13 protein-coding genes are annotated in these 14,231 nt (G+C 67.2%); 4 read left to right on the forward strand and 9 right to left on the reverse strand.

Annotated elements, in window-relative coordinates:
- Positions 1-203: 203 nt before the first annotated feature.
- The 9 genes from GFD32_RS13755 to ytfE form a co-directional block, all read right to left on the reverse strand.
- A complete protein-coding gene (locus GFD32_RS13755) occupies positions 204-1,340 on the reverse strand; it encodes a helix-turn-helix domain-containing protein (protein WP_163577181.1) in 1,137 nt (378 codons plus the stop codon).
- 30 nt (positions 1,341-1,370) lie between these two features.
- Positions 1,371-2,114: an anaerobic ribonucleoside-triphosphate reductase activating protein gene (locus GFD32_RS13760; RefSeq protein WP_163577182.1), complete on the reverse strand. Its 744-nt coding sequence runs from the start codon at positions 2,112-2,114 to the stop codon at positions 1,371-1,373.
- The gene (locus tag GFD32_RS13765) at positions 2,111-3,031 is read right to left on the reverse strand and encodes a U32 family peptidase (protein WP_163577183.1); all 921 of its coding nucleotides are present in this window, start codon (positions 3,029-3,031) and stop codon (positions 2,111-2,113) included. The genes GFD32_RS13760 and GFD32_RS13765 overlap by 4 nt, the downstream gene beginning before the upstream one ends.
- A gap of 9 nt (positions 3,032-3,040) precedes the next feature.
- Positions 3,041-4,036, reverse strand: a complete 996-nt coding sequence (ubiU, locus tag GFD32_RS13770; RefSeq protein ID WP_163577184.1) for a ubiquinone anaerobic biosynthesis protein UbiU — start codon at positions 4,034-4,036, stop codon at positions 3,041-3,043.
- Between the two features lie 102 nt (positions 4,037-4,138).
- A complete protein-coding gene (locus GFD32_RS13775) occupies positions 4,139-4,864 on the reverse strand; it encodes an anaerobic ribonucleoside-triphosphate reductase activating protein (RefSeq protein ID WP_163577185.1) in 726 nt (241 codons plus the stop codon).
- Between the two features lie 56 nt (positions 4,865-4,920).
- Positions 4,921-5,082: an anaerobic ribonucleoside-triphosphate reductase gene (gene nrdD / locus GFD32_RS20065; protein ID WP_089682958.1), complete on the reverse strand. Its 162-nt coding sequence runs from the start codon at positions 5,080-5,082 to the stop codon at positions 4,921-4,923.
- A 41-nt stretch (positions 5,083-5,123) separates the two neighbouring features.
- Positions 5,124-6,848, reverse strand: a complete 1,725-nt coding sequence (locus tag GFD32_RS13785; RefSeq protein WP_163577186.1) for a ribonucleoside triphosphate reductase — start codon at positions 6,846-6,848, stop codon at positions 5,124-5,126.
- A 114-nt stretch (positions 6,849-6,962) separates the two neighbouring features.
- Positions 6,963-8,168, reverse strand: a complete 1,206-nt coding sequence (locus GFD32_RS20070) for a methyl-accepting chemotaxis protein (RefSeq protein WP_276208809.1) — start codon at positions 8,166-8,168, stop codon at positions 6,963-6,965.
- A gap of 73 nt (positions 8,169-8,241) precedes the next feature.
- Entirely contained in the window at positions 8,242-8,898 is a 657-nt protein-coding gene (ytfE, locus tag GFD32_RS13795) for an iron-sulfur cluster repair protein YtfE (protein ID WP_163577188.1), read from the reverse strand.
- Between ytfE and GFD32_RS13800 the strand changes: the two genes are divergently transcribed.
- From GFD32_RS13800 to GFD32_RS13815, 4 genes are all read left to right on the forward strand, one after another.
- Positions 8,897-9,046 (forward strand): hypothetical protein, encoded by a 150-nt coding sequence (locus GFD32_RS13800; protein WP_163577189.1) that lies wholly within the window; start codon positions 8,897-8,899, stop codon positions 9,044-9,046. The genes ytfE and GFD32_RS13800 overlap by 2 nt on opposite strands.
- 108 nt (positions 9,047-9,154) lie before the next feature.
- Positions 9,155-9,772: a TetR/AcrR family transcriptional regulator gene (locus GFD32_RS13805; RefSeq protein WP_163577190.1), complete on the forward strand. Its 618-nt coding sequence runs from the start codon at positions 9,155-9,157 to the stop codon at positions 9,770-9,772.
- Positions 9,769-11,136, forward strand: a complete 1,368-nt coding sequence (locus GFD32_RS13810) for an efflux RND transporter periplasmic adaptor subunit (protein WP_163577191.1) — start codon at positions 9,769-9,771, stop codon at positions 11,134-11,136. Before GFD32_RS13805 ends, GFD32_RS13810 begins: the two co-directional genes overlap by 4 nt.
- The gene (locus GFD32_RS13815; RefSeq protein WP_163577192.1) at positions 11,133-14,231 is read left to right on the forward strand and encodes an efflux RND transporter permease subunit; all 3,099 of its coding nucleotides are present in this window, start codon (positions 11,133-11,135) and stop codon (positions 14,229-14,231) included. The genes GFD32_RS13810 and GFD32_RS13815 overlap by 4 nt, the downstream gene beginning before the upstream one ends.

Consider the following 14,231-nt stretch of genomic DNA (forward strand, 5'->3'; position numbering starts at 1 on the left):
AAGTCGTGGATGGGGCAGCCGGCTTCGCTTGCCGACTGTGCCCCCATGCTAGGGAGCCGCGGCGTCAGGGTCGTTCGGCAACGCGGACTCGTACGCGCTGTGTCGCTTGTTGAGCGCTTTCAATATCAGTAGGTTACGGGTTCGGTTGCGGCGTACCGAAAGTCGAACGCCGAAGGGACTAGGCGTCCCCGGGCGAGGCATGGCTATGACCGGGCCCGGTAGGCGCTGGGGGTCATGCCGGTGGCCTTCTTGAAGGCCGTATTGAAGACCGACTTGGAGTTGAAGCCCGAGTCGTACATTACCTGCAGGATGGTGGTGCTGGCCCCGGCCGCTTGCAGTCGTCGGCAGGCTTCGGCGATGCGATAGTCGCTGACGAACTCGAAGAAGTTCTTCCCCATCCCCCGGTTGATGGTCCGCGACAGCTCGCGAGGGGCGGTGCCAAGTTGATGCGCCAGCTGCTCCACGGAGAGGTTGGCATCGAGGTAGGGTTTGGTCGTCGTCATGTGCGCCTCGAGTTGCTGGAGCAGCTTCCTGTTCACCGCGATGACGGGCGTGGCGTGGCCGTCGTCATCGCCTTGTGCGAGCTGCGCTTCTTCGGCGCTCAGCCCCGAGAAGATGGCGGGCTGGCGCAGGGCATGGATGATCAGGTAGTTGATGAACGAAAAGCCGGTAATGGCACCGACGGTCGAGACCCATTGGGCGCTGGCACTGCTCTTGAAGACATGGGCGGAGAGGCAGTAGAGCAGGCTGATGGTCCAGACGAAGGCGTAGCCGATCAGCAGTGTGCGCAGCCAGGCCAGCTGCTTGTTCTCGAGATTGGAGAAGAGTTGGCGCACCGTGGTGCCGAAGCGACTGAGGGCGCGAATGGTGGCCCACAGGTAGCCGAGTACGACCAGGTGAATGGCGGCAGCCAACAGGGGAGACGTCAGCACGCCGGGGTGATCGCGACTCAGCAAAATCTGCAGTTTCACCTCGCTGGGTTGCAGGTAGTACTCCACCAGGAAGATGGCCGATACCACCCAGAACAGCAGGGTGTGGACGGCATGCCTGGGCACGAGGCGGAAGTCGCGATACATCAGCGACTGGGCATAGAGATAGAGCAGACCCGCCTGCAGCAGGCCGATCAGCGTGCCCAGATAGGCTAGGTTGGGGTGCTTGAGGGCGAGGCCGGTGGCGTAGAGGAAGACCTCGCCGAGGCCTGCCGCGAAGGTGATCACGCTGGCGGCCAGCAGCCGGTTGCTGACCAGGCGGAAGGTTTCAGGCAGCAACAGGAAAACGGCCAGGGCCAACGACTGTACGATGCTGGTGGCCAGCAGGATATCGACCAGAGTCAGATACATCTCGGTTGCCTGCCTCCCGTACGCTGTCGACTAACCGCGCAGTTCGAGGCTCTCGAAATAGGGCCTGAGCCTGCGTACCAGGATCTCCAGGCTCTCCCGCGTGGGGGCGTCGGGGACCGGGTGGCAGTAGTCGGGGTTGCGGCACTGGGCGGTGCGCGCCAGCTGGATGGCGTAGTGGCGCACGCCGCAGTCGGCCAGCGTCAGTGCCAGCTGCTCCAGGCTCGCCAGGTCGAAATCCTTCCAGTGTACCGTGGTACGGCACTCGTAGGGCGTGTCGTCGTCCAGCAGCAGCCCCAGGCTGCGCACGTGGCGCTGCCAGACCCGCTCTCGCCCGACGATGCGGTCGAAGTCGCGGCCGCGCCCCTTGGTGTCGAGCGCCACCCAATCGAGCAGCGGCAGCAGCCGTTCCAGGCGTTCGGGATAGGGGCCGGCGGTGTGCAGCCCCACGGCCAGCCCAAGCTCCCGGCACACCGCGGCAGCGGCGGGCAAATCGGGGTGCAGGGTGGGCTCGCCACCGCTGAATACCACGGCGTCGATCTCGCCCTGCCGGGCCTCGAGAAACGCCAGGATTGCTTCCCACTCGCCGGGGCTGGCGCGGCGCGCCTCGGCCATGGGGCCGCTGTCGCAGTAGTGGCAGGCCAGCGGACAGCCCTGCAGGAACACCACCGCCGCCCGGCGACCGGGAAAGGCCGTGGCACTGTCGGCGGCCAGCCCCGCCACCGGCAGGCGGATGGCCGGCGCCGTGGTGTCGACCAGGCGCAGCACGGCGCTCATGACTGGCTCGCCGACCGGGTGTTGTCCATGCCGGGGCGGCCGTGCCAGTAGCCGTCGCAGATCTCGGCGTCGATCAGGGCGAGTGGGTCGGGGGCGGGCAGGTCGCCGCGTCGAGCGGCATCGAAGGCGGCGACCACCTCGGCCATGCCCTCGGCGCGTGGGCTCAGGCGGGCCACGCCGACGCCCATCTCCTGCATGCTCGGCACTTCATGGCGCAGATTCTGACAGGCGCCGGAAAGGGTCTGGATGCCGTTCAGCGTGAATACCTCCCGGGATTCCTGGGAGCGCAGCGCCAGGCCCTCCGGGTGTTTCTGGCAGACGAATTGGCAGCGATCCTTGGGCTTCTGGTAGCGCCGGGCAGTGAAGCAGCGCGAGGACCAGGCCAGCGGCAGGTGGCCGTAGGCGAATACCTCGCAGGGGTGGTCGAGCCCCTCGGCGCGGCAGTCGGCGAGCAGGCGGGCCAGGTCGTCGCGCGACATCTCTACCGGGGCGTTCCAGCGCTGCATGCCGACACGCGCCATTACCGTCAGCGTGGTCGGGTTGTAGAGATTGAGCGCGGCCCCGGCAACAAAGGGCACGCGGGCGGCGGACAGGCGCTGAAGGGCGCTCTGGTCGTTGGCTTCGACGCTGAACTCGCCGTTGTCGCACAGCTTGCGCAGGTCGCGCAGGTCGGCTTCGGATTCGATCAGCGTCTGACTCGACAGCACCACCTGCTTGCCGCTCTCGGCCAGCTCGCGGCCGATGCCCAGCCAGTCGTCGAGCTTCATGTCGCGCCGGCGCGAGCACACCGACTCGCCCAAATAGACGATCTCCACCGGCCAGTCGGCGGCCTCGCGGTAGAAGTCGGCATAGCGCTCGCGGGTCCAGTAGAAGAGCACCGGGCCCAGCGACAGCTGCAGGGTCTGGGGGATGGACATGGCTCTCTCCTATTTCCAGCGGCGCTCGTAGGCGCCCAGGGTGGTGGTGCTGCCTTCGGAGACCTCGCCAAGACCTCTCATCCAGGCAGGCTCGGCGTGGAAGCGACCTGGAGCGACTTCCAGGCGGTCCAGCGCCTGGCGCCAGATGCCGGCGACCTTGGAGACGTAGGCAGGGCTGCGCTGGCGGCCCTCGATCTTCACTGCGCTGATGCCCAGTTCGTGCAGCTCCGGCAGCAGTTCCAGGGTGTTGAGGCTGGTGGGCTCTTCGATGGCGTGATAGGTCTCGCCGCCCACCTCGAAGCGTCCCTTGCACAGGGTGGGATAACCGGCGTTCTCGCCCTCGCCGTAGCGATCGATCAGTACGCCGTTGAGGCGCGACTCGAGCCCCTGGGGAGTCTCCTCCCAGCGCACGTGGGCGGCCGGCGAGCAGACGCCGCGGGTGTTGGGCGATTCGCCGGTCAGATAAGACGACAGGTAGCAGCGCCCCTCGGCCATGATGCACAGGCTGCCGAAGGCGAACACTTCGAGCTCCACCGGGGTGTGCTTGGCCAGGTCGCGCACCTGGGTGATGGAGAGCACCCGCGGCAGTACGGCGCGCTTGATGCCGAACTGATCGTGGTAGAAGCGCAGCGCCTCATGGCTGGTGGCCGAGCCCTGCACCGAGAGGTGACGGGACAGCCCCGGATGGCGGCGGGCGGCGTAGTCGAGCAGCCCCATGTCGGCCAGGATCAGCGCGTCGACACCCAACTCGGCGGCCTGGTCCACGGCGCGGGTCCACATGGCCCAGCCGTCGGGCTGCGGGTAGGTGTTGATGGCGCAGAACACCCGCTTGCCGCGAGCGTGGGCGTAGTCGATGCCTTCCCGGGCGCGCTTGTCGGTGAAGTTGAGGCCGGCGAACTGGCGGGCGTTGGTGGTGTTCTGGAAGCCGAAATAGACGGCATCGGCCCCTTCATCCACGGCCCGCTTCAGGGCGGGTAGATTGCCGGCGGGGCAGACGAGCTCCATGGTGAGCCTCCTGTGGTGGGAAACCCAACCATGCTAGTCGACTATGCGGCATGGCCTTTTGACTCGGGTCATGGCGAGACACGGTCCCGGGAGGAGATGGGATCAATCGCGCAGTTCGAGCCGCTCGAAGGCGGGGCGGAGCGAGGCGAGCAGCGATTCCAGGGCCTCGCTGTGAGGCCGGTCGGTGAAGGGGGCAGCATAGGCAGGATCCAGGCACTGCCCCGGTCGCGCCAGCTGGATGGCGTAGTGCCCCACGCCCTTCCCGGCGAGGTCGAGTGCCAGCCGGCGTAGACCGTCCAGATCGAAATCGTGCCAGTGCACCGTGGTGCGGCACTCGAAGTCGATGCCGCTCTCCAGCAGCATCTGCAGGCTCATACGATGCCCGGCCCCGAGCCCCGTGCGGCCGACGATGGCATCGAAGCGCTCGGCCGGGCCCTTCACGTCCAGCCCTACCCAGTCGAGCCAGGGCAGCAGCGCCCGCAAGCGCCGCGAATAGACGCCAGCGGTATGCAGCCCCACCTTGAAGCCCAGGGAGCGGGCCCGCTCGGCGGCATTGGGCAGGTCGGCGTGCAACGTGGGCTCGCCGCCGCTGAACACCACGCCTTCCAGTAGGCCCTGGCGCCGTTCGAGAAACGCCTCGATCTCGACCCACTCTTCCGAGCCGGCCTTGCGCGGTTCGAGCATCTGCGGATTGTGGCAGTAGCCGCAACGCAGCGGGCAGCCCTGCAGAAACACCACGCAGGCCAGGTGGCCGGGGTAGTCCAGGGTGGTCATGGGCGTGAGGCCGGCCACGGGAAGGCGCAGCTGGGGCGATACGGATGCGGGCATTGGCGCTTTCCAGGCAGGCGCCCGGGGTCGCCGGGGCGCCTGGTATGGCGGTGGGGTTAGGCGCGACCGGCCGATTCGCTGAAGTGGCGGCGCTCGCGGTGCTCGGACTGCTTGCCGTGATTGAACTGGCTGACCGGGCGGTGATAGCCCATCACCCGGGTCCAGACTTCGCAGCGCTGACGCTGTTCGGTGGGCAAGTTCTCGATGGCCTGGTTCATGTGATGCTCCTTTTCACGGTGGTTTTTGCGGGGGAATGGCCTCAGGCAGTCGTCGCGGCAGCCGAGGCCTGTCTTGCCAGAAGCGCCTCGTCGCACTTCGGACAGAACTCGTGCTCGCCGGCCAGATAGCCGTGCACCGGACAGATCGAGAAGGTCGGCGTCACGGTGAGATAGGGCAGGCGGAAGCGCGACAGGGCGGTGTGCACCAGCTGCTTGCAGGCCCTGGCCGAGGAGAGCTTCTCGCGCATGTAGAGATGCAGCACCGTGCCGCCGGTATAGCGCGTCTGCAGCGGATCCTGGTGAAGTAGCGCCTCGAAGGGATCGTCGGTGAAACCGACCGGCAGCTGGCTGGAATTGGTGTAGTAGGGCGCCTCCGACGTGCCGGCCTGCAAGATGCCGGGAAAGCGCTTGCGGTCTTCCTTGGCGAAACGGTAGGTGGTGCCCTCGGCGGGGGTCGCCTCCAGGTTGTAGAGATGGCCGGTGCCTTCCTGGAATTCGCGCATCCGCTCGCGGACGTGATCCAGCAGTTCGAGGGCCAGCTGCTGGCCTTCGGGGTCGGCGATGTCGAAGCGGTCGTCGCTGAAGTTGCGTACCATCTCGTTGAGGCCGTTCACGCCCAGCGTCGAGAAGTGGTTGCGCAGGGTGCCCAGGTAGCGCTGGCTGTAGGGGTAGAGGCCGTCGTCCATCCACTGCTGGATGCATTCGCGCTTGACCTCCAGGCTGTCGCGGCCCAGTTCCAGCAGGCGGTCCAGCTCGGCGTAGAGCCCTGCCCGGTCGCCGGCGAAGCGGTGCCCCAGGCGCGTGCAGTTGATCGTCACCACGCCCAGCGAGCCGGTCTGCTCGGCACTGCCGAACAGGCCGTTGCCGCGCTTGAGCAGTTCGCTGAGGTCGAGCTGCAGCCGGCAGCACATGGAACGCACCATGTGCGGTTCCAGGTCGGAGTTGAGGAAGTTCTGGAAGTAGGGCAGACCGTACTTGGCGGTCAGCGCGAAGAGCCGCTCGGCGTTGTCGCTCTCCCAATCGAAATCCGCGGTGATGTTGTAGGTGGGGATCGGGAAGGTGAACACCCGGCCGCGGCAGTCGCCCTCCTCCATCACTTCCAGGTAGGCGCGGTTGAGCAGATCCATCTCGGCCTGCAGCTCGCCGTAGGTGAAGGGCTGCTCCTCGCCGCCGACGATCGGTACCTGATCGCACAGGTCCGCCGGGCAGATCCAGTCGAAGGTTAGGTTGGTGAAGGGCGTCTGGCTGCCCCAGCGCGATGGCACGTTGAGGTTGTAGATGAACTCCTGCACCGCCTGCTTCACCGCCGGGTAGTCGAGCCGGTCGATGCGCACGTAGGGCGCCAGGTAGGTGTCGAAGGAGCTGAACGCCTGGGCGCCGGCCCATTCGTTCTGCAGGGTGCCGAGGAAGTTGACCATCTGCCCCAGTGCACTGGAGAGATGCTTGGGCGGCCCGCTTTCCGCTCGGCCTGGAACGCCGTTGAAGCCTTCGATCAGCAGGGTGCGCAGCGACCAGCCGGCACAGTAGCCGCCGAGCATGTCCAGGTCGTGAATGTGCAGATCGCCGCGGCGGTGGGCCTCGCCAACGGCGCTGGGGTAGACCTCGTCGAGCCAGTAGTTGGCGATCAGCTTGCCCGAGGCGTTGAGGATCAGCCCACCCAGGGAGAAACCCTGATTGGCGTTGGCGTTGACGCGCCAGTCGGCGCGCTGCAGGTACTCGTTGACCGTCGAAGCGACGTCGACGACGCCGGGCTGGGGGCTTTCCATGGCGCTTTCCTCGCTGGCCGATGATCCATATATGGTGCTTTTAAAATCCATGAACACCATATGTTGTGTCTCGTGCAGGGTAGACACTCCGGCGGGACAGGAAAATGATCCAGGTCATGAAGGTTGCAATGCGTGATTTCCAGCAGCCGTTGCAGTGCTGTCGTCTCGATTGCTGCGCCGAGCTGCCGGTTCCGGTAGCGGATCTTGGGCGATAGGGGCAGGCGCGTCGGCTGTCTCGGGCAAGCGAGCCTGGCGCGTGTCCGGCCGATACTTGCGCATGATATAGCGCAGTCGCTTCATGACGTCCAGGTTGGCGGATTCCATCGTCGCCAGGGCGTCCATCGCCTCGTCCATGCGCCCTTCCTGGTGATGGGTCACGGCCTCGATGGCGCGCTGGTGCACGTCGCGGTGAGGGGCCTCCAGCGCCTGGAAATCGCGGTCGCTGTAGAAGCGCTGGCTGCCGGTACCGTCGTAGTACCAACGGCCCAGGGCACACTGGGTCTCGTCGGGTAGGTCCTCCGCTCGCTTGTCCGACAGGCCCATGAAGATGCGATAGACCTCCAGCTTGATTTCCAGCTCTTCCAGGTTGGCCAGCTCGACTTCGCTGAGCATGGCCGAGAAGGCCAGCGCCTGACTGCTCTCGCCGCTCAGGCCCAGCAGCTGTTCGGTGCGTTGCATGACGCGGCTGGCCTCGGCGCTCAAACGCTCGGCCTTGCGGGCGTTGTCGTCCATCACGCCGTCGACCTGGTCGGCCTGGCTCAGAATGCTGCCGTTGAGCCCGCCGATCTCGTCGGTGGCGTCGTTGGTCCGCGAGGCGAGCTGACGCACTTCGGTGGCCACCACGGCGAAGCCGCGCCCGGCATAGCCGGCCCGGGCCGCCTCGATGCTGGCGTTGAAGGCCAGCAGCGTGGTCTGCATGGAGATCTCGTCGATGACGGTGACGAAGTTGTCGATGCGCCCGGCATCGCCGCGCAGCGAGGTGACCTGCTCGGCGGCCTGGCCGATGCGTGCATTGAGGGCACGCAGCTCCTCGACCATGGCGTTCAAGGCATCCTGGCTGCGCTGCGATTCGCTGGTGGTGAAGTCGGCGACCTGCTGGTTGCCCTGCAGTAGCTCGGAGAGATCCGAGAAGGATTCGCGCAGGGCCACCACGGAGTCGCCGAATCCGGTGAGGTTGGTGAACAGGTGCTGGTGGAGGCGCTGCTCGGCCTCGAGGGCGTCGATGCGGGCCTGAAGACGGTCGCGCTCGGCACGCAGGGCGTCGGCAGTATCGCCGCTGGCGCGCTGATGAGACGCTGCGGTACGTGGAAAGAGTCGCATGAAGTCTCCGGGTCGGTCAGGGGAGAAGCCGTCTGCCATGACGAGACGGCGCGCAAAGTCGGGTGGTGGTGCTTCAGCCGGCACGCTCGAAGAGCAGGTTGTTCTCGAGGTGGATGTGCTGCATCAGGTCCTCGCGGAATTCGCGCAGGCCGGCATACAGGGCGCGCCAGGTGGTGCAGGCGCCCCTGGGGGGATGGATGTCGTCGGTGAGCACCATCAAATGCTCGAGGCTGGCGCCGTGATCGTCGTGTTCGTGGCGCATCACCGTGATCGGCCCCTGGGCCTGGGCGCCCTGGCCGCGGCGCAGCATGGGGAAGAGGATCTGCTCCTCTTTCTGCATGTGGCTTTCCATCTCCTGGTGGATGCCGGCCAGCAGGTCGGCGAGCCCGCGGGGACAGGCATCGCGGTCGCCGTGGACCTGCTCCACGCGGCGCGCCATGCGCGTCAGTTCGGGCAGCTGCTGGCGGTGGACGTCGTGGTAGCGGGTCAGGATGTGGTCGATCAGTTCGTCGTTGTCAGCGGCTTGCCAGTCGTGCTCCTCGCTGGCGTTGGCCGGCAACGCCTCCAGTTCGGCGATGAGCCTGTCGGGATGCAGGCCGGCGCGCTTGGCCGCCTCTCGCAGCGTGACGCGACCGCCACAGCAGAAATCGATGTGATGGGCATGGAAGACGCGAGTGGCGCCGGGCAGGGTGAGGGCGGTACGGCCTACGGTCTGGTCGAGCAGGGGCATGGCAGTGACTCCTTACAAAGAATGGTCTCTTGAGTTAGCAAAAGGCGTGCCACTCAAATCTTTGCTTTTCAATCAATCTATTATGGGTTTTAGGGTCGAAATCACCCTGTTGAGTCAGGGTTTTTATGACCGTGAAGGGTTTTTTTGACCATGTCGCGTGTCCTTCAGAAGTAAGACACCCTCTCAGTGGATGGCTGGAAGGAGGCCGATCTGACTGATAAGATAGTAATCAATTACTATCTTTTGGGGTTCGGCCATGTCGGAACGTCAGCATCTCAGTGCCGAGGCGCGTCGCGAGCGCACCGTGGAGACCGTCATCGACTTGTGCGGTGAGGAGGAGCCCGCCACTCTCACCACCGGGCGCATTGCCCGGCGCATGGGCGTCACCCAGGGCGCGCTGTTTCGCCATTTTCCGAGCAAGGACGCCATCTGGGAGGCGGTGGTGACCTGGGTGGCCGGGCGGGTGATGGCGCGCGTCGACGCCGCCGCCGAGGGTGTCGATGACCCCCTGGCGGCGCTGGAGGCGATGTATCTGGCACATGCTGCCTTCATTGCCGAGCACCCTGGCGTACCGCGGTTGCTGATGGGCCAGCTTCAGCATCCGCGTCCGACGCCGGCCAGTCGCACGGTGCGCGAGCTGATGGAGCGCTACCGCCAACGCCTGCTGAGCCTGCTGCAACGTGCCCGCGACGAGGGGCGCCTGCGCCCCGGGCTCGATCTGGATACCGCGGCGACCCAGTTCATCGGCACGCTTCAGGGGCTGGTGATGCAGGCGTTGATCGTCGATGACGTGGCGGGCATCGTCGAGCGCGCGCCGGCGGCCTTCGACCTCTATCGGCATGGCATCTGCCAGGCGGTGGGAGGTGACGCATGAAGCCCTGGAGTCGGCGGTTGGGGCGGGCGCTGACGGTGCTCGTCGGCGTCGCCCTGGGTGTGGCGCTGCTGGTCGTTTTCGTGGCCAATCGCCAGGCCCCCGAGCGCCAAGAAGCAGCAGTGGCCGCCACTCCGGTGCGGGTCATCGAGGCCCGCCCGCTGGTTTTCCGCCTGGAAGCGCGCGGACACGGCGTGGCGCGCCCCGCCGAGACCTGGCAGGCGGTGGCCAACGTGCCGGGCCGGGTGGTGGAGCGCCACCCGGAGCTGGAGAGTGGCACCTTGCTGCCCGAGGGTACCCTGCTGGTGGCGTTGGATCCCAGCCGCTATGAGCTGGCCATCGCCGAGGCCGAGGCGGAGTTGGCGAGCCTGGCCGGCGAACTGGCCCAGCTTCGGGCCGAGGAGGACAATACCGGCCGCCTGCTGGCCTTGGAGAAGGAGGCGCTCGCCCTGGCCGAGCAGGAGTTGTCGCGTATCGAGCGCCTGGCGGACAGTGGCTCGGTTTCCACCTCGCGGCGTGACGAGCAGCGTCGCAGCACCCTGGGGCAGCGCCAGGCGGTGGCTTCGCTGGAGAACACCCTGGCGCTGGTGCCCGCACGGCGTGCGGTGCTCGAGGCTCAGCGCGAGCGCGCCGCCGTGCGCCTCGCCCAGGCCCGCGAGGATCTTGCGGATACGCGCATCAAAGCACCCTACGACCTGCGCCTGGGCGAGGTGGAGGCGGAACGTCACCAGTTCGTGGCCAGCGGACAGCGGTTGTTCGAGGCCGACAGCCTGGCCGCTGCCGAGGTGGAGGCGCACGTTCCCATCGGCATGATGCGCCGCCTGCTGGGTGCGATCCTGCCCGACGAACCCTTCGATCCGGGGCTGGACCTCGACGAGCGGCTGGATCTCTCCGCAGTGGACGCCGAGTTGTCGCTGGCGGGTGCCGAAGGCGTGGGCTGGACGGGGCGGTTGGTGCGTGTCGCCAGCGGGCTGGACCCGAGCACGCGGACGGTGCGTGCCGTGGTACGGGTGGACGAACCCTACCGAGACATTCGACCGCCAGATCGTCCACCCCTGCAACGCGGCATGTACGTGCGTACGCGGCTCACGGCATCGAGCCCGCAGCCACGGCTGGCGATTCCGGCCAGCGCCGTGCATCAGGGCGAGGTGTGGCTGGCGGATGCCGAGCAGCGCCTCGAGCGACGCGACGTGAGCGTGGCCTTCACCCAGGGCGACCTGGCGGTGATCGATGCTGGCCTCGAGCCCGGTGAGCGAGTGGTGGTCGACGACCTGCCCGCGGCGATCGTCGGGATGGCGCTGGCAGCACGGCGCGACGAAGCCCTGGAAGCACGCATCGCCGCTCGCGCGCGGGGGGAGCGGCCATGATCCGCTGGTTCGCCGCCCATCCCACCGCCGCCAATCTGCTGTTGGTGCTGCTGATCGCCGCCGGGCTCTTCACCGCTCCGTCGCTCAAGCGCGAGACGTTTCCCGACTATCGCCCGGTGGAGGTGAGCGTCGAGGTGGTCTACCGCGGGGCCAGTGCCGCCGACGTGGAGGATGCCGTGTGCCGGCGCCTGCATGAGGCGGTGAAGGGGGTGGAGTACCTCGACGAATTCGTCTGCATGGCCCAGGACAATCTGGCCAGCGCCACTGCCACCATGCAGGGCGGCGGCGACCCGATACGCTTCGTTAGCGAGATAGACACCGAGGTCGGCGCCATCACCGAGCTGCCGGCGCGGGCCGAGCCGCCGGTGGTGCGCGAGTTGCATCGCAGCGATTCGGTGGCGGCGGTGGCGGTGTCGGCCGACATGCCCGCCCGCCAGCTCGAGGAGTACGCCCTGCGCCTGGAGGCGCGCATCATGGCGCTGTCCGGCGTGGCGGACGTGACCATCCACGGCATGTCCCAGCGCCAGTGGCTGGTGGAGGTGCCCGGTGACGTGCTTGGTCAGCACGGCCTCTCGGCTCGCGAGCTGGCGCGGCGGATTTCCGCCCAGAGCCTGGACTTGCCGCTGGGCACGCTGGAGACGCCCGAGCGCGATATTCTGCTGCGCTTCACCGACCAGCGCCGCTCGCTTGCCGAACTGGAGCGCCTGGTGGTGGTGTCCGACTCGGCCGGCGGCGAACTGACCCTGGGCGACATCGCCACCCTGACCGAGACCGGGGAACGCGAGGAAGAGAAGCTGCGCTTCAACGGCGAGCCGGCGCTGGTGTTGGAGGTGAGCAAGAGCCTGCGCGACGACGCCCTGACGGTGAAGGAGGATCTCGAGGCGCTGCTGGCGGCGGAGCGCCGCCGCTTCGATGATGGCATCTCACTGTCCCTGACCCAGGACATGACCCGTATCGTGCGCGACCGCCTGCAGATGCTGGTGGCCAACGGCCTCATGGGTCTGGCGCTGGTGGTGCTGGTGATGAGCCTGTTCTTCCGCCCGCGCCTGGCGCTGTGGGCGGTACTGGGACTGCCCGCCGCCTTCATGGGCGCCTTTCTGGTGATGGGGCTTGCCGGCCTTTCCCTGAACATGATCACCCTGGTGGCGCTGCTGATGGCCATCGGCATCGTCATGGACGACGCCATCGTCATCACCGACAACATCGCCGCCCACGCCGGGGAGGGCGCCACGCCGCTGGAGGCGGTGGTGGCGGGGACCCGTCAGGTACTGCCCGGCGTATTGTCGTCTTTCCTGACCACGGCTTCCGTGTTCGTGCCGCTCTCCTTCCTGGCCGGCGAGTTGGGGGCGGTGCTGGAGGTGCTGCCGGTGGTGCTGATAGCCGCCCTGGCGGCGAGTCTCGTCGAGGCGTTCTGGATCCTGCCCCACCATCTCAAGGGCAGTGTGAAGCATCTGCAGCAGGGCCATGATTCGCGTTTTCGTACCGCCTTCGACCGTGGCTTCGAGCGCTTCCGCGAGGGCGTGGGACGGCTGGCCGACCGAACGATTCGTTTTCGCCATGTAGTGCTGGGGGCAGTACTGGCCGTCATGTTGGGGTCGGTGGGTTTCATGGCCGGTGGCCATGTCGGCAGGGAGGCGATGCCCGACATCGACGGCGACGTGCTGGAGGCGCGCATCCTGATGCCCCAGGGCACGCCGCTGGAACGTACCGAGGCGGTGGCCGAGCGGGTCGAGGCGGCGATGCGCGAGCTCGATGCGAGGTTCTCCCCCGAGCAGCCGGAGGGCAGGGCGCTGATCGAGGCGATTCAGGTGCGCTTCAACCACAACCTCAGCGCTCGGGAGACGGGCCCCCACGTGGCCACGGTGAGCGTCGACCTGCTCACTGCCGAGCGACGCACCAAGAGCCTGGACGAGCTCACCGCGGCGTGGCGCGAGGCGATCGGCGAGATCGAGGGCCTGCAGCGCCTGATCATCCAGGAACCGGGCTTCGGCCCTGCCGGAGTGCCGGTGGCGGTGCGCCTCACCGGTGAGGATCTCGATGCCATGAAGGCGGCAGCCCACGAGTTGACCGAGCGACTCGAGGGTTACTCGGCGGTCTATAACGTCATGGATGACCAGCGCCTGGGCAAGCCCCAGCGCGCCTACTCCCTGGCCCCTGGGGCTCACGGCCTGGGCCTCACCGCCGACGAGGTGGCCGGCCAGCTGCGTGCCGCCCTGCTCGGCGAGATCGCCAATACCCAGCGCATCGGCGAGCAGGAGATCGAGGTGCTGGTGCGCCAGGCCGAGGCAGACCGCGACGGCCTCGACGACCTGGCCGACCAGACCCTCATGCTGCCCGACGGCAGCCAAGTGCCGCTTTCGGTGGTAACCGAGATGGCCGAGCGTCGCGAGTGGGCACGCATCACTCGTATCGACGGGCGGCGCACGGTGACCGTGGAGGCCAACGTAGACGCCCGTCAGGCCAGCGGCCAGGCCATCGTCGACGATCTGATCGGCAGCGGCTGGCTGCAAGACTTCCGGGAGAAGCATCCCGATGTGGAAGTCACCTTCGAGGGCCAGGTGGCCAGCTCCGCGGAGACCGGCGGCTCCATCGGCCGCGCCCTGCTGATCGGCCTGGTGGGGATCTTCGTGATCCTGTCGTTCCAGTTCCGCAGCTACGTGGAGCCGCTGATCGTCATGCTCTCCATCCCGCTGGCGTTCATCGGCGCCATCTGGGGACACGTGATCATGGGCTACTATCTCTCCACGCCCTCGCTGATCGGTGCAGCGTCCCTGGCCGGCATCGTGGTCAACAATGCCATTCTGCTGATCCACTTCATCAAGGAGCACAGGGCGAGAGGGCTCGACGCCGCAGCCGCAGCCGGCCGCGCCAGCCGCGACCGGCTGCGCGCCATCCTGATCTCCTCCTCCACGACCATCGCCGGCCTGCTGCCGTTGCTGGCCGAGACCAGCACCCAGGCGGATGCCATCAAGCCCCTGGTGATCGCCGTAGTGTTTGGTCTGCTCAGCGCCACCGTGCTGGTGCTGCTGGTGATTCCGGCGCTCTACGTGCTGTTCGACGACTGGGGGTTGGCGAAGGTGTCGGAGTGCCCATGA

The sequence above is a fragment of the Halomonas faecis genome, from assembly GCF_010993975.1.
In the GTDB taxonomy this organism is placed as follows: Bacteria; Pseudomonadota; Gammaproteobacteria; order Pseudomonadales; family Halomonadaceae; genus Halomonas; species Halomonas faecis.

Coding starts and splice junctions, on each gene's coding strand:
- GFD32_RS13755 (WP_163577181.1), bottom strand. CDS start 1,340: ATGTATCTGACTCTGGTCGATATCCTGCTGGCCACCAGCATCGTACAG.
- GFD32_RS20070 (WP_276208809.1), bottom strand. CDS start 8,168: ATGCGACTCTTTCCACGTACCGCAGCGTCTCATCAGCGCGCCAGCGGC.
- GFD32_RS13810 (WP_163577191.1), top strand. CDS start 9,769: ATGAAGCCCTGGAGTCGGCGGTTGGGGCGGGCGCTGACGGTGCTCGTC.
- GFD32_RS13800 (WP_163577189.1), top strand. CDS start 8,897: ATGGCAGTGACTCCTTACAAAGAATGGTCTCTTGAGTTAGCAAAAGGC.
- ubiU (WP_163577184.1), bottom strand. CDS start 4,036: ATGGAGCTCGTCTGCCCCGCCGGCAATCTACCCGCCCTGAAGCGGGCC.
- ytfE (WP_163577188.1), bottom strand. CDS start 8,898: ATGCCCCTGCTCGACCAGACCGTAGGCCGTACCGCCCTCACCCTGCCC.
- nrdD (WP_089682958.1), bottom strand. CDS start 5,082: ATGAACCAGGCCATCGAGAACTTGCCCACCGAACAGCGTCAGCGCTGC.
- GFD32_RS13765 (WP_163577183.1), bottom strand. CDS start 3,031: ATGTCCATCCCCCAGACCCTGCAGCTGTCGCTGGGCCCGGTGCTCTTC.
- GFD32_RS13815 (WP_163577192.1), top strand. CDS start 11,133: ATGATCCGCTGGTTCGCCGCCCATCCCACCGCCGCCAATCTGCTGTTG.
- GFD32_RS13785 (WP_163577186.1), bottom strand. CDS start 6,848: ATGGAAAGCCCCCAGCCCGGCGTCGTCGACGTCGCTTCGACGGTCAAC.
- GFD32_RS13805 (WP_163577190.1), top strand. CDS start 9,155: ATGTCGGAACGTCAGCATCTCAGTGCCGAGGCGCGTCGCGAGCGCACC.
- GFD32_RS13760 (WP_163577182.1), bottom strand. CDS start 2,114: ATGAGCGCCGTGCTGCGCCTGGTCGACACCACGGCGCCGGCCATCCGC.
- GFD32_RS13775 (WP_163577185.1), bottom strand. CDS start 4,864: ATGCCCGCATCCGTATCGCCCCAGCTGCGCCTTCCCGTGGCCGGCCTC.